The 24,624-nt window shown below is 57.7% G+C and carries 18 protein-coding genes; 9 read left to right on the forward strand and 9 right to left on the reverse strand.

All coding sequences use genetic code 11. The annotated features are described in order from the left end of the window. Nucleotides 1-126: 126 nt before the first annotated feature. Together LC531_RS02190 and LC531_RS02195 are read right to left on the reverse strand one after the other, a co-directional pair. Nucleotides 127-789, reverse strand: coding sequence for a hypothetical protein (locus LC531_RS02190; protein ID WP_223648693.1), 663 nt, complete (start codon nucleotides 787-789; stop codon nucleotides 127-129). Nucleotides 790-829: 40 nt separating this feature from the next. Beyond that, nucleotides 830-2,566, reverse strand: a complete 1,737-nt coding sequence (locus LC531_RS02195) for a M61 family metallopeptidase (protein ID WP_223648694.1) — start codon at nucleotides 2,564-2,566, stop codon at nucleotides 830-832. A 211-nt stretch (nucleotides 2,567-2,777) separates the two neighbouring features. On the opposite strand from LC531_RS02195, the gene rpmH reads away from it, so the two are divergent. The 3 genes from rpmH (at nucleotide 2,778) to LC531_RS02210 (ending at nucleotide 5,313) form a co-directional block, all read left to right on the forward strand. Beyond that, complete coding sequence (rpmH, locus tag LC531_RS02200) at nucleotides 2,778-2,936, forward strand: 50S ribosomal protein L34 (protein ID WP_068337113.1); 159 nt, start codon at nucleotides 2,778-2,780, stop codon at nucleotides 2,934-2,936. 147 nt (nucleotides 2,937-3,083) lie between these two features. Then, on the forward strand, nucleotides 3,084-3,515 hold the full coding sequence (locus LC531_RS02205) for a ribonuclease P protein component (protein ID WP_223648695.1): 432 nt from the start codon (nucleotides 3,084-3,086) through the stop codon (nucleotides 3,513-3,515). 103 nt (nucleotides 3,516-3,618) lie between these two features. After that, nucleotides 3,619-5,313, forward strand: a complete 1,695-nt coding sequence (locus tag LC531_RS02210; protein ID WP_223648696.1) for a S41 family peptidase — start codon at nucleotides 3,619-3,621, stop codon at nucleotides 5,311-5,313. A gap of 224 nt (nucleotides 5,314-5,537) precedes the next feature. Here LC531_RS02210 and tamL read toward each other — a convergent pair whose 3' ends face one another. After that, complete coding sequence (gene tamL / locus LC531_RS02215) at nucleotides 5,538-7,811, reverse strand: translocation and assembly module lipoprotein TamL (RefSeq protein ID WP_223648697.1); 2,274 nt, start codon at nucleotides 7,809-7,811, stop codon at nucleotides 5,538-5,540. 153 nt (nucleotides 7,812-7,964) lie between these two features. After that, entirely contained in the window at nucleotides 7,965-13,190 is a 5,226-nt protein-coding gene (locus LC531_RS02220; RefSeq protein WP_223648698.1) for a translocation/assembly module TamB domain-containing protein, read from the reverse strand. Between the two features lie 212 nt (nucleotides 13,191-13,402). Between LC531_RS02220 and LC531_RS02225 the strand changes: the two genes are divergently transcribed. Together LC531_RS02225 and LC531_RS02230 are read left to right on the forward strand one after the other, a co-directional pair. Continuing rightward, nucleotides 13,403-14,377 (forward strand): AAA family ATPase, encoded by a 975-nt coding sequence (locus tag LC531_RS02225; RefSeq protein ID WP_223648699.1) that lies wholly within the window; start codon nucleotides 13,403-13,405, stop codon nucleotides 14,375-14,377. A gap of 409 nt (nucleotides 14,378-14,786) precedes the next feature. Continuing rightward, on the forward strand, nucleotides 14,787-15,158 hold the full coding sequence (locus LC531_RS02230; protein WP_223648700.1) for a hypothetical protein: 372 nt from the start codon (nucleotides 14,787-14,789) through the stop codon (nucleotides 15,156-15,158). 15 nt (nucleotides 15,159-15,173) lie between these two features. On the opposite strand, the gene LC531_RS02235 is transcribed toward LC531_RS02230, so the two are convergent. After that, nucleotides 15,174-16,382 (reverse strand): glycosyltransferase family 4 protein, encoded by a 1,209-nt coding sequence (locus LC531_RS02235; protein ID WP_223648701.1) that lies wholly within the window; start codon nucleotides 16,380-16,382, stop codon nucleotides 15,174-15,176. Between the two features lie 81 nt (nucleotides 16,383-16,463). After that, nucleotides 16,464-17,480 carry a gliding motility protein GldB-related protein gene (locus LC531_RS02240; protein WP_223648702.1) on the reverse strand — a complete coding sequence of 339 codons (1,017 nt, stop codon included), beginning with the start codon at nucleotides 17,478-17,480 and terminating at the stop codon, nucleotides 16,464-16,466. Between the two features lie 81 nt (nucleotides 17,481-17,561). On the opposite strand from LC531_RS02240, the gene LC531_RS02245 reads away from it, so the two are divergent. Further along, a complete protein-coding gene (locus tag LC531_RS02245; RefSeq protein ID WP_223648703.1) occupies nucleotides 17,562-18,251 on the forward strand; it encodes a porin family protein in 690 nt (229 codons plus the stop codon). 148 nt (nucleotides 18,252-18,399) lie between these two features. Here the strand turns inward: LC531_RS02245 and LC531_RS02250 are convergent, their stop codons facing one another. The 3 genes from LC531_RS02250 to LC531_RS02260 all read right to left on the reverse strand — a co-directional run bounded on the left by LC531_RS02250 (nucleotide 18,400) and on the right by LC531_RS02260 (nucleotide 21,867). Further along, nucleotides 18,400-20,013, reverse strand: a complete 1,614-nt coding sequence (locus LC531_RS02250) for an Rne/Rng family ribonuclease (RefSeq protein WP_223648704.1) — start codon at nucleotides 20,011-20,013, stop codon at nucleotides 18,400-18,402. Nucleotides 20,014-20,454: 441 nt separating this feature from the next. Further along, entirely contained in the window at nucleotides 20,455-21,396 is a 942-nt protein-coding gene (locus LC531_RS02255; protein ID WP_223648705.1) for a tetratricopeptide repeat protein, read from the reverse strand. A 120-nt stretch (nucleotides 21,397-21,516) separates the two neighbouring features. Then, nucleotides 21,517-21,867: an HU family DNA-binding protein gene (locus LC531_RS02260; protein WP_223648706.1), complete on the reverse strand. Its 351-nt coding sequence runs from the start codon at nucleotides 21,865-21,867 to the stop codon at nucleotides 21,517-21,519. 248 nt (nucleotides 21,868-22,115) lie between these two features. Between LC531_RS02260 and mutY the strand changes: the two genes are divergently transcribed. The 3 genes from mutY (at nucleotide 22,116) to gldD (ending at nucleotide 24,567) form a co-directional block, all read left to right on the forward strand. Beyond that, nucleotides 22,116-23,159, forward strand: coding sequence for an A/G-specific adenine glycosylase (gene mutY, locus LC531_RS02265; RefSeq protein ID WP_416138292.1), 1,044 nt, complete (start codon nucleotides 22,116-22,118; stop codon nucleotides 23,157-23,159). 150 nt (nucleotides 23,160-23,309) lie between these two features. After that, the gene (locus LC531_RS02270; RefSeq protein WP_223648708.1) at nucleotides 23,310-23,738 is read left to right on the forward strand and encodes a single-stranded DNA-binding protein; all 429 of its coding nucleotides are present in this window, start codon (nucleotides 23,310-23,312) and stop codon (nucleotides 23,736-23,738) included. 232 nt (nucleotides 23,739-23,970) lie between these two features. Continuing rightward, on the forward strand, nucleotides 23,971-24,567 hold the full coding sequence (gldD, locus tag LC531_RS02275) for a gliding motility lipoprotein GldD (protein ID WP_223648709.1): 597 nt from the start codon (nucleotides 23,971-23,973) through the stop codon (nucleotides 24,565-24,567). The last annotated feature ends 57 nt before the right edge of the window (nucleotides 24,568-24,624 follow it).

Below are 24,624 nucleotides of genomic sequence, written 5' to 3' on the forward strand. Positions count from 1 at the left end.
TTTAGTTAGGAAGCAGCAGCCGTACATAAGTGGTATCCATTTTAGGCTCGAAACGCAACTGCTCAATGGCTATGGTATGATTATCGAGCCACCGGACCTGCTGCGGTTGCCAGTTGAGGAAGTCCCTCATCCATAATGGACTGACTGCCTAGATATAATAAATAGCTGTAAGCCATTGGGTGAACTCTCACCGTCTAATCCCGGCGTAGCAACCAGTATTTGCTGCCGATTCGGTGAAATATCCGGAGTGTTCCACAAAGGCGTTGCACGGCCTGAATATTTGTTGATGAGAAAGGGGTGATAGTATTCGTACATTAGGCTGTCTACCATCCAATAAGGTCGGCCAGGGACGCTGCCTGAAAACGTATAACTAATACCTTCGACTTCATTCTCATCTCCTCGTATTTGAGAAGTATTATCAGGAAATCGCAATGCCGGATGATTAAAAGGGTTTAGGACCAGCGTATGGCCTGCGCGGTACACCCGGCCATTTCCCTCTTGCCGCATAGTACGTGCCTCTGAATAAGGCATTCGGCTGCGCGATACTTTGGCAAAGTCGCTTTTGCTACCTAGTTCCAGCCGAAGCACGATGCCCCGGCCAACGTGCAACGTGTCATGTGGCCCATAAGTAGTGCGGTCGCCGGAAGTGAAAGATATCGTGGGCTTAACCTTAGTAGTTGGCTGCTTATCGGCACGGCGCGGCCTGACTTGCTGGCTTACCTGCTGAGAATCAGGAGTAATAGGTTCGCACGCAGTCAATGCCAGTAACAGCCAATAAGAGTGTTTCATAGGGGAAAAGTATCAGCTTACTAGCTGAGAAGCAAGTTGCCTAGAACTCCCACCCCAGCCACTTCTCGAACCCTGCCCGGTGCGCCTCATCGGCCTCCGTCAGCTTCTCCACCGCGTAGCGCGGACCGAACCCTACCCCCGGCTGCGCCACCAGGTCCACCAGCAGCAGTCGGTTTTGGCGGAATACGGTTACTTCGTAGTGCGGCGCGTCGGTGCTGAGCAGGGACTGTAAATTACTATCGAGGCGGCGGCCGTTGATGGCCACTAGCTCATCGTCCACGGTGAGGAAGGCGGCGGCCGGCGAGCCGGGCCAGATGTAGGTGACCTCGGTGCGGCCGCCTTTCGTCAGCGTGCGGAAGCCGAAGATTCCCTCCGAGGCCGAGGCGTTTTCATACGCCACTAGCTGGCAGCCCACGGTGCGCAGCGCCTTATCCAGCGGCTCTTGTAAGGGCGCGGTACCGTTGATGAATTTATCAAAATAGACCTGCATCTTACGGCCGGCCACCTCGCTCACAATGCGGGCGTAATCGTCCTCGGTGTAGCCGATGCCGGTTTTGCCGAATTCTTCGTAGAGGCGGCGCATCACGTCGTCGAGGCTGCGGGCGTGGCCGTGCAGCTGCCGGATGGTCAGGTCGAGCAGCAGCGCGGCCAGCGCGCCTTTGTGGTACACGCTCACCTTGCGGTCGGGTACGCCGGGCCGGTAGCCGTCGAGCCAGAGGTCCATGCTGGCATCGGCCAGGCTCAGGTTTTGGCCGCCCGCGTCGTCGTAGTGCTTGCGCAGCACGGTATTCAACTCCTCAAAGTACTGGGCCGGCGTCCGCACGCGGCTGCGCGCCAGCAGGTATTCGCCGTAATAGGTGGTGAGGCCCTCGGCGATGTAGCAGGTGCGGAAATAATTCTCGCGGGCATAGTCATAGGGCTGCATCTCGGCCGGCCGGATGGCTTTGATGTTCCAGGTGTGAAACAACTCGTGGCAGCTCACGCCCAGCAGCTCTTTATACAGTGCCTCCTGCATCAGCGCTTCGGCTGGCCCCAGCACAATCACGGTCGAGTTGTGGTGCTCTACGCCGTGGTAATGATTATAGGATAAGAACTGATTAAGAAAGTGATAATCAGCGACTGGAAAGCCGCCGAAAAGCGAAATTTGCTCCGCCGAAAACGCCTGAAAATCTGCCAGCAGCCGGGGCCAATTGATAACCGCCTCCTCGCCCTGCGCCCACACGTGAAAGGGCACGCCGCCGGCCTCGTACTGCTCGTGCTGAAGGGTAGGGCTGGCGATGAGCGGCGAATCCACCAGTTCGTCGAAGCTATTGGCTTGCAGCGTGTTGGGTAGCGACTGGGGTAGGCCGCAGGCCAACCGCCAGCCGGCGGGCAGGTCCAGCGTCAGTTGGCAGGGGGCATCCTGCTGGCTCTCAGCGTACATCAGGGCCTGCACGGGGTTGAGGTAGAGCTGACTCGCATCGAGCCACGAGCCGCCGGCGTCCATCTGATGAGCGTAGAAATTGTAGCGCACCCGCACGCTACGGCCCGCCGCGCCGGGCACCTCCCAGCGGTCCTTGGTAGTTTTGCGGTAGGGTAGGGGCGCGTCCGTTTCGGCATCGCTGATTTCGACGCGCTGGATTTTTTGAGCGAAATTTTGTAGCTCATAACGTCCTGGCCGCCAGGCGGGAAGCTGCAAAGCCAGCGGCCCGGCCGCGTCGGCTGGCACTTCCACCATAAGCTGAATTTGCAGGTAAAACGTGAGCGGATTCTCGAAGGAAACGTGGTAGTAGGTCATGGATGGAAGCGATGCGCCGACAATGTAAAGCGGAGGGGCACTCCGTGGGGGAGGGGGTAGGCCAGTCGCACACGCCGGCTATCACCGCCCTACCCCCCTTACGGCCAGCAGCGGCACGGGGACGACGGGACCAACCGCTGTTTCGGGCGGCGTTTGCTATTCCAAACCAAAATCCGTACCTTTGCCGGCCCAACTCGCAATTTGACCGGACATGAAACGTACCTATCAGCCCTCGCAGCGCAAGCGCCGCAACAAGCACGGTTTCCGCAACCGTATGGAAACCGCCAACGGCCGCAACGTGCTGGCCCGCCGCCGCGCCAAAGGCCGCAAGCGCCTCACCGTATCGGACGAAGGCCGCCACAAGCGCTAGTATTTTAAGCTGTTAGCTACTGGTGGGGGGCTCTAATCGGCCCTTAGCTGTTGGCAAGCAGGTAGCCGCATTGCGCGGGCTGCTCACCGCTGATTTTTCAGCAGGAGGCAGCCGGGGCAATGCGGCTTCGCTATTTCCCCGCATCCCGTGCCCGACCTACCCGCTACCCCGCCGCCCCAGGCTAAGAAATTCGGTTTTCCGAAGGCTGAGCACCTGTGCCGTAAAAAGCTTATTGAGCAGCTGTTCAGCAAGCAGGGAATTTCGTTCGGGGCCTACCCCCTGCGCCTGACCTGGCTGCCGGCTCCGGCGCGCACCACGGCCCCGCCCCAGGTGCTGGTGACGGTGCCTAAGCGCACCTTCAAGCGGGCCGTGGACCGCAACCGCCTCAAGCGCCTGCTGCGCGAGGCATACCGCCTAAATAAACACCGCCTGCTGGAAGCCGAAAATGGCCATCCGGTAGCATTGCTGGGTATTCTTTACACTGGTAAAGAAAAAAGCGACCTGCCGCTAATAGAAAAAAAATTAATTTCCGGGCTAAATCGTTTGCTGGCCGAAGCTGCGGTGCAACCTCCCTCATAGGTTGGCCACTCTTCACGAAGAAAAGAAGAATGAATTGGGAAGAAGCAAGAAACCCTATGTTGGGTGGCGTTTCCTTCCGCATTCTTTAGTATCTTTCTGCCCAATGACAAACCGTAAGAAACTACTCGCCACCCTGGGTCTGGGGGCACTCGGTCTCGTTAGCTTTCGGGCCGCGTCCGACAGCGAGCGGTACTTTGAGATTGCCAAAAACCTCGATATCTTCGCTACCCTCTTCAAGGAGGTGAACACGTATTACGTGGACGAGATTACGCCCGGCAAGCTGGTGAAAACGGGCATTGATGGGATGCTAAAATCGCTGGACCCGTACACAAACTACATCCCGGAAGACGACATTGAGGACTTCCGTACCCTCACCACGGGGCAGTACGGCGGTATTGGCGCAGTCGTCATCAAGCGCAACGGCAAAACGGTGGTGCAGAGCGCCTATGAAGGTTACCCCGCCCAAAAAGCCGGCTTACTACCCGGCGATGAGATTCTGACCATCAACAACGTTAACCTCGAAAAGAAAACCAATTTCGATATCAGCAAGCTGCTAAAGGGGCAGGCCAACTCGATAGTGAAGCTGATGGTGACGCGCTACGGCCAGGATAAGCCGGTGGAGATTGATATCACCCGCGATAAGATTCAGGTTGATAACGTGCCTTACTACGGGATGCTGACCGGCGATATCGGGTACTTTCAGCTCTCCGGCTTCACGATGGACGCGGGCCGCGAGGTGCGCGCCGCGGTGGTTAAGCTCAAGGAAAAAGGCGCGAAAAAACTGGTGTTTGACATCCGCGATAACCCCGGTGGCCTGCTCAACGAGGCAGTAAATATTTCTAACCTCTTTGTAGACAAGGGATTGGACGTGGTGAGTACCAAGGGTAAGGTGACGGAGTGGAACAAGACCTATAAGGCCCTGGACGTGCCCCTGGACACGCAGATGCCGATTGCCATTATAACGAGCAACCGTTCGGCCTCGGCCTCAGAAATCGTGTCGGGGGTGCTGCAGGACTACGACCGCGCCGTGTTGGTGGGCGAGCGCACCTTCGGCAAGGGCCTCGTGCAGGCTACCCGGCCGCTGAGCTATAACTCGCAGCTGAAGGTGACGACGGCCAAGTATTACATTCCCAGCGGCCGCTGCATTCAGGAGATTGACTACTCGCACCGCGGCGAAGACGGTACGCTCAGTAAGTTTCCCGATTCGCTGCGCACGGCCTTCAAGACCCAGGCCGGCCGCATCGTGTACGACGGTGGCGGCGTGGCCCCCGACATTGACGTGCAGAACCGCGAAATCGCCGACATTACCCGCGTGCTCATCCAGAAGAGCTACCTCTTCGACTATGCCACGCGCTACCACGCCGAGCATGCCACTATTGCATCGGCCCGCGACTTTAAGCTGCCGGATGCGGACTACCAGAAATTTGTGGCATTCATGCAAACGAAAGGCGTGACGTATAGTACCGATGCTGAGCGTGCCCTCACCGACCTCACTAAAAAGGTGAAGGAAGAAAAGCACTACGACGACGTGAAGCCCGAGCTAGATGCCATCAAGCGCAAAGTGACCGCCAACAAAGCCAACGACCTACTGCGCTTCAAGCCCGAAATCCGGGAAATGCTGGAGGAAGAAATTGCCTCGCGCTACTATTACGAGAAGGGCCGCACCGAAGCGGGTTTCGATGACGACCCTAATATTCAGGCCGCCGTGGCCGTGCTCAACGACCCCAATCGCTACGCTGCGCTGCTCAAGCCGGGGGGTAGGGCCGCGAGCGCTACCAAGTCGGCGGGCACGAAGTAAGTCTGCAACAGGTGAGAATAGAAAGAGCAGGCTGAACGTTCAGCCTGCTCTTTCTATTCTCACCTAGCACAATATTCGCTCTCCACTTGCGCCTGACCCCCTCTCCGAAGAGGAGAGGGGGCACCGGTTTTGCGCTTACGTCCACAATCGGTCGGCTCTCCCTCTCCTTTTCGGAGAGGGAGAGTCCGGGGAGAGGCACCCGCCAGAACGATTGTTTTGGCTCCCTAAAACGGATACCCAATCGCTAGATTCAGCCGTCCCGATTTATCATCGGGCGTGCCGTAATTAGCGCGCAGTGGGACGGCATAGTCGAAGCGGATAACGAAGAATTGCACGTCGATGCGCAGGCCTGCGCCCGCGCCTACGGCCAACTGCTGCAGGAACGTATTGGCGTGGAACTGCCCGCCGGGCCGGCTCGGGTCGTTGTTGACGAGCCAGATGTTGCCTGCATCCATAAAGAGCGCGCCCTTCACGTAGGGAAACAGGTCCTGCCGGTATTCTATGTTGCCTTCCAGGCGCAGGTCGCCCACCTGGTCGTAATAATTACTGATGATGTCGGTAGCGGCGGGCTTGTACGAGCCTGGCCCGAGCTGACGCGCCGCGAAGGCCCGGATGGAGTTAGGGCCGCCGATGCCGTACTGGCGCAGGTAGGGTAGGGAGCCGCCCCCCGAGTTGCCGTAGGGTAGGCCAATGCCTAATTGCAGCCGGCCCACGATGCGGTCGCCGGAGGTAGGCTTAGGACTGATGCGGTAGTACTCGCGCAGCTCTAAATCGAACTTAGCGTACTGCGCAAAGCGCTGGCCGGCGATGGTATAGTATTCGGTAGGTGACTTCTTGCCGGCCGTGAAGCCGCCGAGGGCATTGGCCGCATTGCCGCTCACCTCCACCATTCCCTGGAAGAAAATCTGCTGACGGCGCTTTTCCAGCGCCTGCTGGTTGAATGTGTAGCGGTAGGAGCTACCCAAGATAAACTGCTGCTGAAACGCCTGCTTTAGAAATGGCTTGGCATTCAGTACCGAATCGAAGGCCGGGGTGCTGGCAAACGTGCCGTAGGTAATATCAATCGGCCGGAATTCCTGCTCGTTGGTAATGCTGGTTTTCCAGCTGTAGCCGTAGTTGAAGGTGTAGTTGGTGGTGGCAAAGTAGCCCGTGCGCGTCACGTACTTAATGCCGGCCCCAAACGTAGTACGCGGCTGAAAGTCAGAGTTTACCAGCCGCGGGTTGAGTATCGGCAGTTGGGGCACGATGAGGCGCGGCACGATGAGGCGGGCATCAATCCCAAACTCGGTCGAGATAAGGCCCGTGTTGCTGCGGCTTTCAGTACCTGGCGGGGCCTTGGTCTGGGTTTCGTAAGAGGCTACCCCGTTGATGAGCAGCTGCTCGGCCCCGCGCAATGCCGAGCGGTTACGGAAGCTCACCGTGAGGCCCGGTCCCGTGAAGCCGTTGGTTTTCGTAACGAGCTGCAACTCCGCCCGCAGACTTTTCTTTCTGAGCTGCGTCATCCGAATATCCGTGTCGAGGCGCGCCCTCCCCGCCGAGTCGCCGGCCGTCGCCGGGCTAAACTTGATTTCGACGAAGCGAAACGTGCCCAGGCTCATGAGGCGCGAGAGCGTCTGGTCGCGGCGGCGCTGCCGGAATAGGCTGTCGGGGGTCAGAAAAACGGCCCGCGTGATGGCGCTGGCCCGAAACATACTCTCGTCGGGATAATACAGGTATTTGTGGTAAATAATGGGCTGGCGATGCACCGAGTCGGTGAGCACGTAATCGGTATTCAGGCTCACTTTATCGAGCCAGTAAGGCTGGGTAGCTTTGGCCGGTGCCTCGGCCTTCACCCGGTAGTGAATGCTTACCTGCCCGTCAAGCGTACTATCCACCTGAAACAGGAGGTAGTTGGGGTTGAAATAATAATAGCCTTTGTTCTTCAGCGCCAGGTCGATGCGCACGCGCTCGTTGGTGAGCACGTCGAGGTCGTAGGGGTCGCCCACGCTCAGCAGCGACTCGGGCTGGGTGGCCCGGATGGCCGCGTCGATAAGAGTATCGCGCTGCGGAAAAAAAATCTCTTTGATTAAATAGCGCCGGCCTGTGTTAGCCGTGTAGTTCACCTGGGCCGTTTTCTCCTGCGCTACTACCTCGCTGCTCACCGCGCCCTTAAAGTAGCCCCGGTTATCGAGCCGGTTCACCATCAACTTGCGGGTAGGGCCAATCTGCACCTGGCTCAGCACCACGGGGGCCTCGCCCAGCTTACCAGCCAGAAAATGGCCCAGGCCCTTCTTCTTGCCTACCCCCAGGTGCCAGAAGTACAGCTTGGGCCGCAGCCCCAAAAACGAAAAGTTGGGCGCGGGCCGCAGCACACTGGTTAGCTCCGTTTGCAGCGCACCCACGTTTTTCTTGGATTCGGGTGGCGTATTAATAATGACCTTGCTGCCCGTATACAGCTTCTGGCCCGCCGGCACGTAGCGCAGCCCCGAGCAGCCGGCGAGAAATAAGTTAACAAGCAAAAAGGATAACTTAAAAACGCTCCGTCTAGAGCCGCTCAGGCGCGCACTTGCTACCCCCCCGAGCGGCCGTTGAATTAACTTAAGTATTGTTGGTAAAACGCTGTGCTTCATGCTAATAAAAACTACCCTGTGGTAATTCTTAAGGTATCATTTTTACTTCTTGTTTCTCTTCGTCGTGTCCGCGCGCACGGCCCCATTGGCGGCGGCCGTCGAGTCGGCTAGGTGCTGGTCGTGGCGCTTTTCTTCCTCCTTATCCAGCTTTTCCTGCTTGCTGTTGCGACGGCGCTCGTCCTTCACTTGCTGGCTCACCTTCTCAAATAACTCCTTGAAGTTGTTGTACTCGCGCTGGTATACCAGCGAAGCCCCAGTGCGCACGATGGCCCCGTCGATGTCTTCGTAGGCGTTCTGGCGGAAGGCGCGCAGGCGCAGGCGGCCGTCAGCGAGCAGCGTGTATTCGAGGCTGATGTCGCCGGCAAAGTTACTGGCCGAGCTGGTGCCTGAGGTGCCCTGGTTGCCGTTGCCGCCGCTCAGCGGCACGTCGGTGCCTAGGCGCACGGTGAGGCGGTTGTTGAGCAGCTGGCGGCGCACGGCCACGTTAAGGTCGGTGCGGCCCTGGGCCGAGCCGCTGGTGTAGTCAGCCTGGTTGGTTACGCCCAGGTCGAGGCCCAGGCCCGCCAGGTATTTGCCGGTCAGGTTCTGGAGCTGGTCGGTGAGCACCTGGCTCACCGAGCCGCGCAGCTGGCTGGCTACAATACTCTCGCCAGCCGTGGTTTCAAACGGATTTTGCTGAATAAAGCGCCCCAGCACGAGGAGCGAGAACACCTGCTTGCTGAGGTCCGACGAGTTGCCGGGCTGCCGCAGCTGACCCAGGCGGGCCTCTACCTCGCCCCCCAGCGCCCCGCGCTGGTCTTCAGGTAGCGTAATGTCGAACCCAATTGTCGGCTTACTGAGCTGGTCCGTTACCTTCAGCAGTACGTTGAAGGGTAGTGTATTGCGGGCCGCCAGGTTAGTAGAAGCGTCGTTGCTGCCCTGGCCGGCTAACAGGTCAGACGGGGCAGCCTTTACTTTGTAGATGGCCGTAATGTTGAGGTCGGCGTTATACGGGTCGCCGCTCCAGCTCACCGACGAGCCCTGCGCAATAATAAACTCCCTGGTAGCCAGGCCGTAAAGCGACAGCTTATACTTGCCCCGGCGCACGTCGAGGCGGCCAGTCAGGGTGAGGTTGCCGCTGGCATCGAGGGTAGTAGTAAGGGTACCGGCGGCCCGCACGCGCAGATTGTCGCCACTCACGGGGTCCACGACAAAAGTGAAGGGTGTGTCATCAGTAATCGTGATGCGGGCCGTGATGTCGTAGCCGATGGCCCCTGTATTGGCCGAGTCAGCCACCGCTTTTTTAGCCCGCAGCGAATCGGGCAGGCTGAAGTCAACGAACTGCACGATGCCTTCGCGGGCCACCACGCTGGGGTCGGCGGCTGGGTTTTCCACGGTTAGGTCCGAGCCTTTGACCACAGTCGCTACGGTATTGATTTTGATGAGCGTCAATGGGCCCGTCAGGCGCGTATCCGAGTCCACTACCAAGCGGCCGTAGTACAAGGTGTTATCCTTGCTGCGAGTGCTGCGCACGGCCAGGAAATCTTTGGTTGTCACGCGCAGGTCAAAAGCGTAATCCAGCAGATTAGGAGTAAGCAGGTAGCCATTGGCTACGGCCTTATTGCCCGCCGAGTCCACCACCGTGAAATTATTAAAGGCAATGCCTTTCGCATCGAACGTAACGGGCTGGCTCACTAATCGGAACGGCGCACCAAGCTGAGGTACCACGAAGGACGCGTCGGCCGAGGTAGTGAGCGTGCCGCGCACCTGCGGTGCGCTGGTCGTACCAGCTATTTTCAGTTCTCCACTCAAATAGCCCTTCCCCTGGCTTAGCTGCCCGGCCGAGAAGGGTTCGGCAGTTTTCAGATTAAGCCGCTTCACGTCGGCCACAAAATTGAGGGGGGTAGGGCCGCTGGTACGGTAAAAACCCTTTACTGTCACGTCGTTGCCGCTGCCGCCGGTCAGGCGAGCCTCCACTTGGTAGCGGTCGGCCTCGGGATTGCTGGCTTGCACCGCTAAGTCGCCAATAACGGCTTTACTGTATAGTAAATTGTTGATAGTCAGATTAGACGTGAAGCCCAAGCGCTTGGTGCCCAGGCCCCGCACCACGGCCTCGCCATTGAGGATGCCGCCGAGGGTAGAGTCGGGCTGACCAATGGCCTTGCTCACGATGCCCAGGTCAAACTTCTCGAAGCGCACGGCCAGCGGCGAGGTGTTCACGGCCGGGTTTTGGCTCTGCACTACCAGCGCCGAGCCACCGTTGGTCAGGCGCAGGTTATTGGCCGTCACGCTGCCGTCGGCGTTGTAGCGCACGTAGTTGTCGGCGCTCACCGTCCAGGTATCATAATTAATGGTCTGGTCGGGCGTGAAGGCAAACTGATAGCCGTCGCCGCGCTTACCCTGGTCCACCACGGTCAGCGCGCCGGCTAGTGCCAGCCGCTCGCGGTTGCTGCTGTCACCCAGGATGGCGGCCCGCACGTTCACCTTATTATCGGCTACGGAGCCTATCAGGCTGGGCCGGCGCAGGTTTAGGCTGCTGGCCTGGCGGGCGCGGGCCAGGTGCAAATTATAGTCGAGCTTGCGCGGGTCGGAGTTTAGGTTCAGGTTTACCGAGTCGAGCTTGTAGCTCGCATAGCGCACCACGCCGATAGTGGTGTGGGCCGTGAGTTTAGCCTCGGCACGGCTGTACTCGCCGGCCAGCGTGAAGGGCGAAATCTGCTTCAAATCCTTTACCAGCTTGGTCAGCAGCCGCGTATTCTTAACTTGCAGCGAGTAGGTAAAGTACTGGTTACCAGCCGTATTGCTAAACGGTTTCACCCCAGGCAGCCGGAAATAGCGGCTGATGTGGCGCTGCAATTCTGTCGCCAAATCGCCCAGGTGCACGTTGCCATCGAGGTTTAAGTCGGCCACGTTCGAGCTAAACGTGACCGCCGTGTGGGTTGCGTTCTGCACAATGCGCCCACGCACCGAGTCGAGCGCGATGGGTAGGCCATCCTTGATAATAACCAGCTTACTGCCGCTAAACGTGCCGTTAATCGTGTTCAGTCCCGAGCCACTGATGCTCGCCGCGAGGTCGCCCTGCACTCGCAGGTCGCCACCGGTATAAAAGCCCAGCTTGGTCAGGTTTACGCCCCGCAGGTTGAGCGAAGTCACCTGGTACGTTGGGTTTTTCGCGTCCCGCAAGTTCACCACGGCGTTCAAATCCAGGTTCAAATTGGGGTCGCTTTTGCTACTGGCCGCAATGGTATACTTGCTCCGGTCAATGTCCACGGCGGCCGTCACGCCGTGGTAGGTGTAGCCGTTGTAGCGGGCGCTCTGAATGTTGGCCGATAACTTGCCCACCAGCGTGTTAGGGTCCTGTAAATTACCCGTTGCGTTGATGCGCCCCGTGCCGGTAATGGTGCCGATGGACGGGTTTTTCAGCAACTTACCCGCGTCGAAGTTTTGCACCGCGAAAGTGCCCACCAGCGGCTGCCGGCCGTTGGCCTGCGCCGCCCCCAGCTTGCCCGAAAACGCCACGTTGCCGTAGGTCGAGCGCAACTTTAGGTTCGTATCAAAAGCGAGGGTAGTAGGGTGGCCCCGAAAGGTGCCGCTCAGCGCAATGACCGGCGGAATGCTGATGTTATCCGGCACCGTGCCCTTGGGCAAAATACTCAGCAAGTCGGCCCGCGAGCTGGTGAACTTCTGAATATCCAGGTCCACAAACAGTCGGCCGTCCACGTTGGGCAGGCCCACGATGTGCGCCCGGCGGGCCTCAATTATGGTGTTGCGCAGCCCCACAAACTCAAAGCCGCGGATAGTTAAGTCGCCCAGCCGGCCGCTCACCAAGCCGGTCAGCAGCACGCTCTGGTTGGGGCCGGTAGTGAAGGGCGGCGTGTCGGCCAGGCCCGGCACCAGGTATAATAAGTCGCGGAAACCCAGGCGAGTCTCGCGCAGGTCGCCGGCCAGACCTAAGTTAGGTAGGTCGTCGGCAATGGCCCCCAGGCTCTTATAATGCAGAAAAATGTTCCGTTTAATGCGCGAATTGGGCGTTATCAAATCCAGGCTGTCGAGCTTGATATCCGTCGAATCGTACACCACGTTGGCCCGCGCCGAACTGATAGCGAAGCCGCTCTGGTCCTTGCCCGCCAGGTTGTCCAGCTTCACCGTCGTCAGGTTTTCGGTAAAGCTCAGGTCCCGCGTATTCAGTATCAAATCCGTGAAGTGCAAGTGGCTGTAATCCAGCGCCGGATACTTGGTTTTCAGCTTGGGGTCGTTGAAATTATCAAAGTTCACGGCCAGCCCGCTCACGTCCGACTGCTCCAGGGTGACGCGCCAGGCCAGGGGGGTAGGGGCCGCTTTCTTGGCCGCCTCGTTCACTTTGCGCACGGCTTCGGCCGGGTTCACGGCCCGCTTTTCTGCCGACACATTCTGGTTTTGGGCGTAGGCAAAAGTCGTGTTCTTAAGCGTCAGCTTGCCCAGGTCAATGCGCTCCTTGGCAAGGTCAATATTTTTAGCCGTCACGTTGGCCAACCCCACCTGCGTCTTGATATACTGCGCCGATGGGTCGTTTCTATACTCAAAACCAAAGTCTTCCACCGTTGCCTGGTTCAGCCCAAATGTCAAATCCAGCGGCTTAGTCGGCTTATTGTCGGCCAGCTCGGGTGCGGTTTTGCTCTGCGCCATTTGCACCACCGAGTGGCGCAGCGCCACTTTATCAATCTTGTAGATGGAGTTGGTCACGTCCACCTCGTCCATGTTCACCAGTAACTCGCCGATTTTGGCCCGCAGGTCGGAGCCTGCTACCTGGTCATTTTGGGTGAAGAGCAAATTACGGACGTGTACCTTCCCAATGTCATACTTCAAGGTGGATTTGGCAGTGTCGGCCGGGGTAGGCGGACTACTAAACGCCTTGATAATGAAGTCGTAGTTGTTTACGCTGTCGGGCTCGGTGCGGGTCAGGCGCACCCGGCCGTTTTCCAGCTCCACGTCACTGACGTTGACTTGGCTGTGCAGCAGCGCAAAAATGTCGATGCTCACGCCCAAGTGGCCCACGCTCAGCAGCGTATCGCGCTGCTGGTCAGCCAGATACACGTCATCAAAGTTGAGGGCGTGCCGAAAATCGGTCCGAAATTTTCCGATGTTTACTTCCGTGTGCAGCTTGCCGCGTAGGTAGCCCTCGGCCCGCCGCGCCACAAAATCCTGGCCCGCCGGAAACTGCAAGAACACGACTACGCCAATCACCAGCAGCAGGACCAGCGCAATCAACCCCAGAATAAAGTATAGAAAGCGTCGTAAATAAATTGACACAGGCAGATGAAAAGGTAAGCCAAGCCGCGTCCGGCTCGCGTTAAGAAATCAGAACTAAGCCTTTCCAAACGAAAAAGGCCGGCCCTGGGTTGGGCCGGCCCGGCCGAAGGTACCGCGCTGGGGCCGGGCGCACGGCTGCCAAACGCGAGAAACAGGCTTTTGGGTATGCCCTGGCTACCGCCCATCTCCGTCGCCGGCCGTTACTTTGCCCCATGCAGCCTATTTCCGCCCCCGATTACCGCCCCCTCATTCGCCAGGCGTTTGCTGAGATGGAAAAAGTAGTGGTGGGGCAGCGGACGCTGGTGAGCCGCTTGCTCATCGGCGTTTTTACCGGCGGCCACATCCTGCTCGAAGGCGTGCCGGGCCTCGCCAAAACCCTCACCGTAAGTACCTTGGCGCAAGTGCTGCACCTGCACTTTCAGCGCGTGCAGTTCACGCCCGACCTGCTACCCTCCGACCTCGTGGGCACCATGATTTACAACCAGAACCAGTCGGTTTTTGAAGTAAAAAAGGGTCCCATTTTCGCCAACCTCGTGCTGGCCGATGAAATTAACCGCTCGCCGGCCAAGGTGCAAAGTGCGCTGCTTGAGGCCATGCAGGAAAACCAGGTTACCATCGGCGAAACGACCTACCCGCTCGACCGCCCCTTCCTGGTGCTAGCCACCCAAAACCCGGTGGAGCAGGAAGGTACCTACCCCCTACCTGAGGCGCAGGTAGACCGCTTTATGCTGAAAGTGCACGTCGATTACCTCAAAAAAGCCGACGAGTTGGAGGTGATGCGCCGCATGGCCAACCTGGGTTTCCAGGGCGACGTGCGGCCGGTACTTACCAAGGAGGATATTTTTGGCATCCGCGACCAGATAAACCAAGTACAGATTTCGGATACGCTGGAGAAGTATCTCATCGAGCTGGTGTTCGCTACCCGCCGCCCGGCCGACTACGACCTGCCCGAGTTTGCGCAGGCCGTACAGTTTGGGGCCAGTCCGCGGGCCAGCATCGCGTTGCACCGCGCCTCCCGCGCCGTGGCCTACCTCGATGGCCGCGACTACGTGTTGCCCGAAGACATCAAGGATGTGGCCGAGGACGTACTCAACCACCGCATCTTGCTCACCTACGAGGCCGAAGCCGACGGCATCCGCACCCACGACCTCATCGAGGCCATTCTGCGCAAGGTGCCGATTTCGTAGGGGTAAGGCTTAATTTGACCTTGCTATCCAGCCGGGCAAAAAACTTTAGCCCCATTAGAATGGGGCTCACGACGATTAGCAGCAAGCCTACTAAACGTAGCCATCCGAAAATACTACTAAGCTGGTAGTTGCCCAAGTAGCTCATTTCTACTACGCCCGCGCCTAGCAGGAGCGCGAAACCCGCCACGAAAATCAGGAAAAGCTTAACGAATGAGGGAAGCCATTTCATCGGTAGTCGGGAGAAGGTAAGGAATAGCAACAATACGTAGAAATAAAGGTAATCCACGTGATAACTCAAATAACTAAGCGTTTCGGTAGTAGCTATGAAGCGCATTTATCGGCCAAAACCCGAATTTTTTGGAAGCGCGATGTGTGGCTTTACGGCTTGGCTGCTTTAGGGCTGGCGCTGTTGCGCCCGGCGCTGGTAGGTAGTTTCTGGGGAACCTGGTTTACCTACTCAGCAGGTTTCTGCGGCCTCGGCTACGCAATGGTCTATTTGGGTAGTCATTGGCAGCGCCGCAAGCAGGTGTTTCAGGCAATGGTCGAGTTTCAACCCACCCGAATACTCGTTCACTACGATAACCCAGACCGCCCAGCCGAGACCAAAAACTGGAGTTGGATTCTAACTTCGGAAGAAAATGAAGCTTACTTCTTTCTACTAATTCAGCGCTTGCCCCGCCTGGAAATGCGGCTTCCTAAAAATACGCTAACTCCGGAGGAAGTCGTGGCCTTCCGGACCTGGCTGGCGCAGCCTAACTCCCCGGCCAATCCCATTGCGTAAGTCTTGCTCAATAAGCTAGTTAGTAAAGAGCACCCCTTCCAAAATGCGCTGCATTCGCTGGGCAAGTAGTCGCCGGTCAAACTCAGCCCGTGCCAACGTCTGCCCCCGTTTGCCAGCTTCGGCGGCAGCTACTGGGTCGGCCAGCACGGCTTGCAGGCGCGCCGCCAGGGCCGCCGCGTCGCCGGCCGGCGCGTACCAGCCGCAGCCATACTGCTCCACGAGCGCCTTGGTCCAGCCCTTATTGGTAACTACTACCGGTGTGCCCACGGCCAGCGCATCATAGAGCTTAGCCGGCGAGTTGGCGTCCAACACCGGCAGGCCCAGAAATGACACTACCGCCACATCGGCCAGCGCGAACCAGCTGAATACTGCGTGGCGCGGCTGCCCGCCCACCAGCCGGATGCGCCCCGGCCAGCGCGCCGCCGCCGCCGCCACCAGCGCCTCAAAAAAACCGTGGCCCAAGAAAAGAAACGTCGCGGCCGGGTTGGCCGCCACCAGCGCCTCGGCGGCGGCGACTACCGTGGGTAGGTCGTTGGCTCGACCGAAGGTGCCCGCGTAGAGCACCACTTGCTGGTTTTCCAGCCCCTGCGCCCGGCGCAGCTCGGCTACAAGTAGGGGGGTAGGGCAGGCCGCCAGGTCGAGGTCGGTGCCATTGAGCAGGGTAGTGATTTTAGCGGGCGAAATTCCGAGCGCCGTGATGTAGCGGCTCATGTCGGGCGAGAGCGGCACAATGTGCGCCGCGCTGTTGTACAGCCGCTTTTCCAACGCGAATAGCTGCCGCCGGGCCAGCGCCGTGGGCACCGCGCCCATCGCCACCGGAAACGAGGGCCATAAATCCTGCACCTCAAATACCCACGGCACCTGCCAGTGCTGCGCCACCCGCGCCGCCGCCCAGGCCGCCGTCAGCGGCGTGCTGATACCCCATACCACGTCGGGCCGCGCCATGCGTCGCCCCGCCCGCACGGCCCAGGCCGCGTACTGCGCAAAGGCCAGCGCCCGCCGTGCCGGTCCCATCGTGTTCTGATACGGCACGCGCGCCTCGCACAGCTCCACACCCAGCGGTACCCAAGGCCACTCGTGCGTCAGTCGTTGCGGTCGCCAGGCGGGGGTAGTAAACAGCGTAACGCGGTGATGCTTCGCAATTTCAGTCAGCAGCGTATAGTGCCGGCTGGTGGCCGGGCAGTCGGGGCTGGTATGGTACTGGCTGAAAACGGCAATGTGCATAAACACAACTAGTGCATTGGTGGATTAGCGAATCAGTAAATAATTCTCATTCACTGATTCGCTAATCCACCAATGCACTGATTATTTCTTCGGTCGATAATGCGAGTCGTTGAGCAGGCGTTGGGCGTCGGTCAGGGCCATGAGCTGGGGTAGGGTCACATCCGGGTGCTCGGCCATGTATTTGCGCACGATTTGCAAGCCCAGCCACTGCCCGATGCGGCCAGGGCAGGTGCGGTCAATTTCGGGCACGTTGGGCCGCTCGCCCACGTACTTCTGAATCAGAAACGGAGTAGTAGCATACAGCAGGTCTTTCTCCAGAAAATGCCCCCAAATGCGCGGCTCATTGAATTTAACGCTCTTCAGCTCCTTCTCCGAGTAGCCCATCAGCAGCGAATCGGGTGCGCAGGGCAGCATCCGGCCCGCAAAGTAGAGGCGCTTACCCTGGTCCACCATCTGGTCGAGCATGGATGTGGCTGTGAGTTGATGCTTGTTGTACTTGCCCGATACGGCCAGCGCCAGCGTGGGCAGCACGTAGGCCGGGCGGTAGCGCCGCAACATGTAACCGGGCAAGTCGGGCCGGTAGCTGGCCTGCGGTCCCGCAAACCAATCTAAGCTGATAACCAGTAGCTTATCGTTGATATAAATGTCCTGGCCCACCAGCCCGCTCACGTAAGTATCGGCCACGGCCGGCCCCTGAAAATCAGGAAAATAATACTTCACCCGCCCAAACATAGCTGCCATATCCCGCCGCAGGGCTGCCGAGTCGGCAAAGGCCACGGCGGTCTGCTGGCCCAGCTTTTGGAGCGCCGGATTAGTCGCCATCTTGGTCAGAGATGTCGCCAGCGTAGCGGGCGGGGCCTGGTCGGCGTGCAGGTATAGCTGCGCAAAAACAGGATTGTCGCGCATGAATTGCGACGCTTCGTCCGGATTTTTAATCTGAAAGAAGGACCTTTCAAGACGGTGCAGGGGTAGGGGCAAGGCGGGCGCGTTGCTGGCGGGGTCGGGGCGGCAACCACCTTCCTCGGCATCACGCTGGCAGCCGGCCAGCAGCTCTGCGGCGACTAAGCCGAGCGCTAGGATATAAGTAGATACTTTCAAGCTGAAGCTATTTTCGCACAAAATTACACGTTCTTAACGCGACAGCGCGTTTCAGGCTGCTACCCACCTTACCGGCTGTTTATGAAGAAGTTATTCCTGACTCTCGCCGCGCTGGCTATTTCCGCCGCCGCTTTCGCCCAGGTCGAAATTGGCCTCAAGGTATCGCCTGCCGTGTCTTTTCTGCGCGCCAGCTCGCCTGCTCCTGCCAGTTTTCAAGGCGGCGGTAGTAAGCTCAGTTTCGGCGGTGGGGTGTTTATAGATTACTTTTTTGGCGAAAACTACGCCTTTAACACTGGGCTGTTTTTGACCGGTAAGGGAGGAAATTTCAATTATATAGAAAAAAACAACTCGCCCTATCCAATCGCAGACTACCGAAATGGGCAAAAGCTGGCTATCCAATACCTCGAAATTCCCGCTACCCTCAAGCTGTTTACCAACGAGATTTCGCCCGCTACCCGCCTTTATTTCCAGGTCGGTGGCTCGCTGTCTTTCCCGGTTAGCACGCGCATCAACGGCGATAAATTCTACACCGACCCTTACAATGGCAACGTCCAGACTGCTGCTTCGGCCCACGTTTTCGCAGTGGATGCCAACCTCATCGGCGGTTTGGGCGTCGAATATCAGCTGGGCCATAGTACCAAAGCGCTTGCCGGTTTCAGCTATCACCACGGCCTAGTGGACCTCGACCGCTACTTTAAGAAAAATCGGGGCTTCCAAGATGTGAGCATTAAAAACAGCGTCGTGGCGCTGGATTTGGGTCTCAAATTCTGACCACTGATTAGTACGGATGTAAGCGGATTTCACGGATTCTATGGACGGTGTTCACGCCACGCACATCGGCTAAAAATAAGTAAGGCTACCCTGCTGGGTAGCCTTACTTGCGTCCACAAAATCTGTGAAATTCGTGCCAATCAGTAGCCTATTCAGCGGTTAGCTCTACTACCTCCCGGTCTTGCGCGCGCGCCATTGCGGCGGCGGCCGAGTGTAACTCAATCTGCTCGCCGTGCTCGTCCTCAATGCGGAAGTCGGTGAGGCCAAGGGCGGTATCCTTCATCACCTTCACCCACTTGTAGTACTTGAGATACCACTTCATCTGCTTGCTTACCAAGCCTTTGGTGTAATAAGCGTGCAGGAATGGGTGCACGTAGAGCGTCAGGCCGTTCTGGTTCTGGTTCACCAGCAGGTCGTCGATGCTGTTATCAATCTCGTCCGTTACCTGGATGGAGGCCGAAATCTTGCCGGTGCCGCCGCAGGTGGGGCACACCTCGCCGGTCACAATGGTTTCGGCCGGGCGCACCCGCTGCCGGGTTATCTGCATCAGCCCAAATTTGGTGAGCGGCAGAATGGTAAACTTGGCCTTGTCCTGCTTCATGATGTGGTACACCGCGTCCTCCACCTTTTTGCGGCTCTCCGCGGCGCGCATATCAATGAAGTCCACCACGATGATGCCGCCCATGTCGCGTAGGCGCAGCTGGCGCGCTACTTCCTTGGCGGCCAGTAGATTAATCATCAGGGCCGTGGCCTCTTGGTCATTTTCCTGGTTGCTCTTTGAGCCCGAGTTCACGTCAATTACGTGTAGCGCCTCCGTGTGCTCAATGACCAAGTAGCCACCGCCCGGCACGCTCACCGTCTTGCCAAACAGCGTTTTTAGCTGCTTTTCAATACCCAGGTGCTCAAATAACTTGACCTTGGTATTGTGCAGCTTCACCAGCCCCACCTTATCGGGTGCAATTTTCTGCACGTACTCCTTCATCTCCTCGAAGCGGCCCGGCGTATCCACGATAATCGAGTCAAACGACTCGTTCAGCATGTCGCGCAGCATAGACGACGTGCGGCCCAACTCGCCCAATACTTTGTCGCGGGGTTGGCCCTTACGCAGGTTTTGGTAGAGCGTATCCCAATTTTCGACCATACTCTGCATGTCGCGGTCCAGCTCGGCCACCTCGTGGCCCTCCGCCACAGTGCGGATGATGACGCCGAAGCCTTCGGGTTTGATACTGGCAATCAGCCGCTTGAGTCGGTCACGCTCAGCCTTGCTCACAATCTTTTTGGAGACTGAGATACCGTTTGTAAACGGCATCAGTACGAGGTAGCGGCCGGCCATCGAAATGTCGGTGCTTACCCGTGGGCCCTTGGTCGAAATCGGCTCTTTGACCACCTGCACCAACAGATTCTGCCCCTTTTTGAAAACGCTGTCGGCCTTACCAACTTTTTCCAGCGGCGGCTCCAGCTTAAAATTCTCTAAGCCCGCGCTCTGCGCCTGGTGCTTCATCACCGTGCCCACCCACTTGTGAAGGGAGGGAAACTGCTCGCCGAGGTCACCGTAGTGCAAAAAGGCATCCTTTTCGGACCCAATATCGACGAAGGCAGCGTTGAGGCCGGGCATTACCTTACGCACGGTACCCAGAAAGATATCACCTACTGCGTAGTTGGTATCGTTACGGTCGAAGTGGTACTCAATCAGCCGTTTATCCTGGAGCAAGGCAATGCGCTCCCCTTCGGGGGTGGAATTGATTATTAATTCATTGCTCAACGTAGTAGGTTAGTTAAGGTAGCCTACCTGGTCCCGGACGCAGGGGTAGGGTGCCCCGAAACCAGCAAAAGGGAAGCCAGGAACAGGATGTCCCAGCTTCCCCTCGCGAGCCACGGTTATTATCCCCCTTGAGGGATAATCCGGCACACCACGGTAGTCGTCCGCGTGGCGGAGGCTACGTGAGAGATAGGCGGCAGCCAAGCTCTTAGCCGGGCTGCCTGCCCCGTACTCCGCACTAAGTCAGAAGATTACTTCTTCTTATGGCGGTTCTTACGCAGGCGCTTCTTGCGCTTGTGGGTGGCGATTTTGTGGCGTTTACGTTTCTTACCGCAGGGCATTGTCTTGTTGGGTTAAAATGGGTAGGTAGTAGTTCCTGGTTTCCGAAGCTAGGTTAGGGGGCGTAAAAGTAACGCCGCGGCGGTCAGTCAGCGGAAAGTAGACTTAATTTTTGAGTTTAGCCAACTCCTCATCTACTGAAGTGGCTAGGGCCGGGTCAGCGCTGAGGCTTTTAGCCTTTTGGAAAGCGGCGCGGGCTTCGGCTCCCCGGTTGGTGCGGGCTAGCACCACTCCGAGGTAAAATTGACCCTCTACGTTTTTAGGATTCACCTGCACCAGCTGCGAAAAACGCTCCGTAGCCTTGTCCAGCTGGTTGCTCTGAATGGCCAGAATACCCAGGTTGTAGAGCACCTTCTCGTTCTTGGGGTCCTGCTCCAGCACTTCCCGCAACAGCCCAATTCCTTTCACGGGATTGTCGCTGCTCATGTAGGCCATACCCAAATTCGTCTTAGAATCCAGATTATTTGGGTTGATAGCTAATACTCTATCATACAGCTCCCGCGCTTTGTCACCAAGCAATTTCTTGCGCTCGGCCGAAGCCGCGAAGCTATACGCCTGAAAATACGCATCGGCCGCCTGCTGCCAGGCCTTCTCGCTGGGCTGAGCCGTCGCCACCGTCGCTAAGTAGTAGCCCGCGCTGTCGAAGCGCTCCACGGTTGCGTAGCGGGCCGCCAGGGTGGCTACCACTTGCTGCCGGGTGGCTGCGTTGGGAGCGGCCCGAAATTGCGCCAGCAGCGTATTCAACTCCTGGCGCTGGGTAGCGGTGGCCTGCGTGTGGGGGGCAGCGTTAGCCATGCCCGCCGCTGCGCCAGCTACGGTGCCAGTTTCAGCCGGGCGCGGTCCCGACGAAGCATCGGTTTTTGAGCCGTTGGTAGCCAAGCCGCCGCCATCGCGGGTGGCGGTAGCAGCCGCATCCTGCCGCAACTCCGTCTTACTCTCCTTGGGCTTTACGATGCCCTTAGGCAGCGCGTAGAGCCCACCGGCCAGCGCCAGCGCGCCAGCCAGTAGTACCAATTGGTGCTTACTGGAGGAGGAAGTAGAAGCCATGCGAAAAAGAGTCGGGGTAGCTAAGCAATGGGGTGATAAGGGAACTACGGCCCACCTCGCGGCAGCCGTCCGCCCTTATCACCCCAGCCCGTTACAAGCGTAACGCGGTTACTTATTTAACTAGGCTTTCGCTTTTTTGGTGCTCTTGCCAGCCTTTTTAGGGGCTTTCTCCGACGACTCGCCGGTTATTTTCTTGCTGCCTTTAATCTTGGCAACGAAGGTTTTGCTCGGCTTGAAGCTCGGAATGTAATGCTCGTCGATAATGAGCGACGTGTTTTTAGAGATGTTGCGGGCTACTTTGCGGGCTCGCTTCTTATTCACGAACGAGCCGAAGCCGCGCACGTAAATGTTGTGGCCTTCGGTCATCGAGTCCTTCACTACTTTGAAGAAGGCCTCAACGGTCGTTAGCACATCGGCTTTCTCAATGCCGGTTTTTTGCGAGATTTCGGAAATTACCTCAGCTTTGGTCACGTTGGTGAGGGGGGGTACTAAAAGTGAAAAAAATATCAGGCGGATAATCAACCGTTTCAGCGTAATTCCTTGCCCGGTAGGAGGTTTGCTATTGGAAACGGAGCGCAAAGGTACTTCTTATTTCTTGTCCGGCCAATGGAAATCTCCAAGATTCTCTTTTTGCCAAATTATTCTGCATCATTATCTTGCTTAAAACTGCGTCTACTACCGCCTCGGTTCCTCCCCATACGTTCTTAGCCCAGGCTTTATTGAGTTGGTACCCGCGCCACCGCCGCGATTTGCCTTGGCGGCATACGCGTGACGCCTACGCAATATGGCTTTCCGAAGTTATTCTGCAGCAGACGCGGGTAGCTCAGGGCCTACCGTATTATCTTGATTTTCTGGCTACTTATCCTACCGTGGGCGACCTGGCTGCCGCCCCCGAGCAGGAAGTGTTGCGCCACTGGCAAGGCTTGGGTTATTACTCAAGGGCCCGCAACATGCATCACACCGCTCAGCAGGTAGTAGGCGAGTTTGGCGGGCGGTTTCCGGCCACCTACGCGGGCCTGCGGCAGTTGAAGGGGGTAGGGCCCTATACGGCGGCGGCCGTAGCTTCTTTTGCCTTCGATGAGGCCGTGGCTGTGCTCGATGGTAACGTATTTCGGGTGCTGGCGCGGGTGTTTGGGCTGCATTCTGACATCGCGGCCCCGGCTTCGCGTAAGGAATTTCAGGCGCTAGCCGACCAGCACCTGCCGCCCGCTCACGCCGCCGAGTTCAACCAAGCCATTATGGAGTTTGGCGCACTCCAGTGCACGCCTGCCAAGCCCGATTGCCTGTTTTGCCCACTGCAAAGCCCGTGCTGGGCCTTTCAGCACGGGCAGGTGGCGCTGTTGCCCATCAAGGCCAAAGCCAAGGCGGCGCGCACGCGCTATTTTCACTACTTAGTGCTATGCCACGCGGGGCAGCTATACCTCAAGCAACGCTCGGCCGGCGATATCTGGCAGGGCCTCTACGACTTTGCCCTGGCCGAAACCGATGCGGCCGAAATGCCCGTCGCTGAAGTACTGCGCCACGTAGCGGCGCTGGGCGGCCAGCCTGATACCAGCCGCGTGGCTGAGGACCGGCCCAGCCCCACCCTGCGCCACGTACTGAGCCACCAGAAGCTGGAATGCCGCTTCCACGCCGTTGAATTGACTGTGCCCTTACCCCCCGCTACCCAGCGCGATACGGGCCTGCAAGCTTACTCCGCCACTGAAATTGAGCAGTTGCCCAAGCCAGTGCTGATTAGTAATTACTTGGATAAGATAAGCTAATGCTAGCCCGTAGAGAAGGGGAAAATACTGACTATTTTAATTAGCTTTATTTACTAATTAAATTTGTAAAATCAAAAAAATATTCGTACTTTTAACCCGTCAATGACAGCTGTGGTTGGCTGTCGCCTACGTTTTTAACAGAGTACGAGTATGGCCGGAGTAAACAAAGTTATTTTGGTGGGTAATTTGGGTAAAGACCCCGAAGTGCGCCACCTCGAAGGTGGCAATAGTGTTGCCCACTTCACCCTAGCTACTAATGAATATTACAAGGATAAACAGGGCGCGCGCGTAGAGCGCACCGAGTGGCACAACATCTCGGCTTGGCGCGGCTTGGCCGAGCTAGCTGAGAAATACCTGAAAAAAGGCTCGCAGGTGTACGTGGAAGGTAAATTGCGCACCCGCCAGTACCAGGACAAAGACCAGCAGACGCGCTATATTACGGAGGTTATCGCTGAGGAAATTTCGCTGCTCGGCAACCGGGCGGGTGGTGCGGCCAATGGCCCTGGCAGCCCTACCCCCCTCGCCGACGACAACGTGAGTCTGCGCCAGGAACCCGAGTTGGACCAACTCCCCTTCTGACCACTGATTAGTGCAGATTTTAATGGCTTTCCTGGACCTTGTGCGTGGTACACGTTTGGCCCGTATGCCAGCGTGCCAAACTAAAAAGCCGCCCAAATGGGCGGCTTTTTAGTTTGCAAAGAAGCCGCAGCGCAAGTGGAGGCTGCCAAATCATCCATAAAAACCGGGAAATCCGCTAAAATCCCTACTAATCGGTGGTCTATCTTTGGTACTTATTTTGTTTTTAGTACCTATGAGTACTCCCCGATTCTGGGTTTGGATGTTGGCGCTGGCTGGCGCAGCCAGCGGGCTAGCTGGCTGCTCGCCTACCCCCGACTACACGCCCAAGCCAAAGGGCTATAACCGCATTGACCTGCCGCCGCATCGCTACCGGGAGCTGCCGGCCGGCCACCCCTACACATTCGAGTACTCGCAGTATGCCAAGGTATTGCGCGATTCGTCGTACCTGGCGCAACCCGATTGGCTGAATATTTACTACCCCCGGCTGCACGCCAACGTGCAGATTACTTACACCAATGTGATACGTAACCGTCAGCTTTATAATAAAATGATGGAGGACGCACGCAAGCTCACCGGCAAGCACCAGGTAAAAGCGACTTCGATTGAAGAAAAGATTTTGCGCACGCCCAACGGAATGCGCGCTTCGGTGTTTGAGTTGGAAGGTGAGGTGCCGAGCCAGTTTCAGTTCTATACCACCGACAGTACCAAACACTTTTTTCGGGCGGCGCTCTACTTCCGCACCGCTACGGCCAACGACTCACTGGCCCCGGTTATCGAGTACGTGAAGTACGATATGATAAAAATGCTTAATTCACTTAAATATAAATAGTTTCCCCAAAATACTGTCAGGCTGAGCTTGTCGAAGCTTTTTTATTGTGTAAGTAAT

It is taken from the genome of Hymenobacter psoromatis (assembly GCF_020012125.1).
GTDB classification, from domain to species: domain Bacteria; phylum Bacteroidota; class Bacteroidia; order Cytophagales; family Hymenobacteraceae; genus Hymenobacter; species Hymenobacter psoromatis.

What these genes read in the sequence shown, in the direction of transcription:
- LC531_RS02195 (WP_223648694.1), bottom strand. Translation starts at nt 2,566, where the DNA reads ATGACCTACTACCACGTTTCCTTCGAGAATCCGCTCACGTTTTACCTG.
- LC531_RS02235 (WP_223648701.1), bottom strand. Translation starts at nt 16,382, where the DNA reads ATGCACATTGCCGTTTTCAGCCAGTACCATACCAGCCCCGACTGCCCG.
- LC531_RS02245 (WP_223648703.1), top strand. Translation starts at nt 17,562, where the DNA reads ATGAAGAAGTTATTCCTGACTCTCGCCGCGCTGGCTATTTCCGCCGCC.
- LC531_RS02225 (WP_223648699.1), top strand. Translation starts at nt 13,403, where the DNA reads ATGCAGCCTATTTCCGCCCCCGATTACCGCCCCCTCATTCGCCAGGCG.
- LC531_RS02210 (WP_223648696.1), top strand. Translation starts at nt 3,619, where the DNA reads ATGACAAACCGTAAGAAACTACTCGCCACCCTGGGTCTGGGGGCACTC.
- LC531_RS02270 (WP_223648708.1), top strand. Translation starts at nt 23,310, where the DNA reads ATGGCCGGAGTAAACAAAGTTATTTTGGTGGGTAATTTGGGTAAAGAC.
- LC531_RS02190 (WP_223648693.1), bottom strand. Translation starts at nt 789, where the DNA reads ATGAAACACTCTTATTGGCTGTTACTGGCATTGACTGCGTGCGAACCT.
- rpmH (WP_068337113.1), top strand. Translation starts at nt 2,778, where the DNA reads ATGAAACGTACCTATCAGCCCTCGCAGCGCAAGCGCCGCAACAAGCAC.
- LC531_RS02255 (WP_223648705.1), bottom strand. Translation starts at nt 21,396, where the DNA reads ATGGCTTCTACTTCCTCCTCCAGTAAGCACCAATTGGTACTACTGGCT.
- gldD (WP_223648709.1), top strand. Translation starts at nt 23,971, where the DNA reads ATGAGTACTCCCCGATTCTGGGTTTGGATGTTGGCGCTGGCTGGCGCA.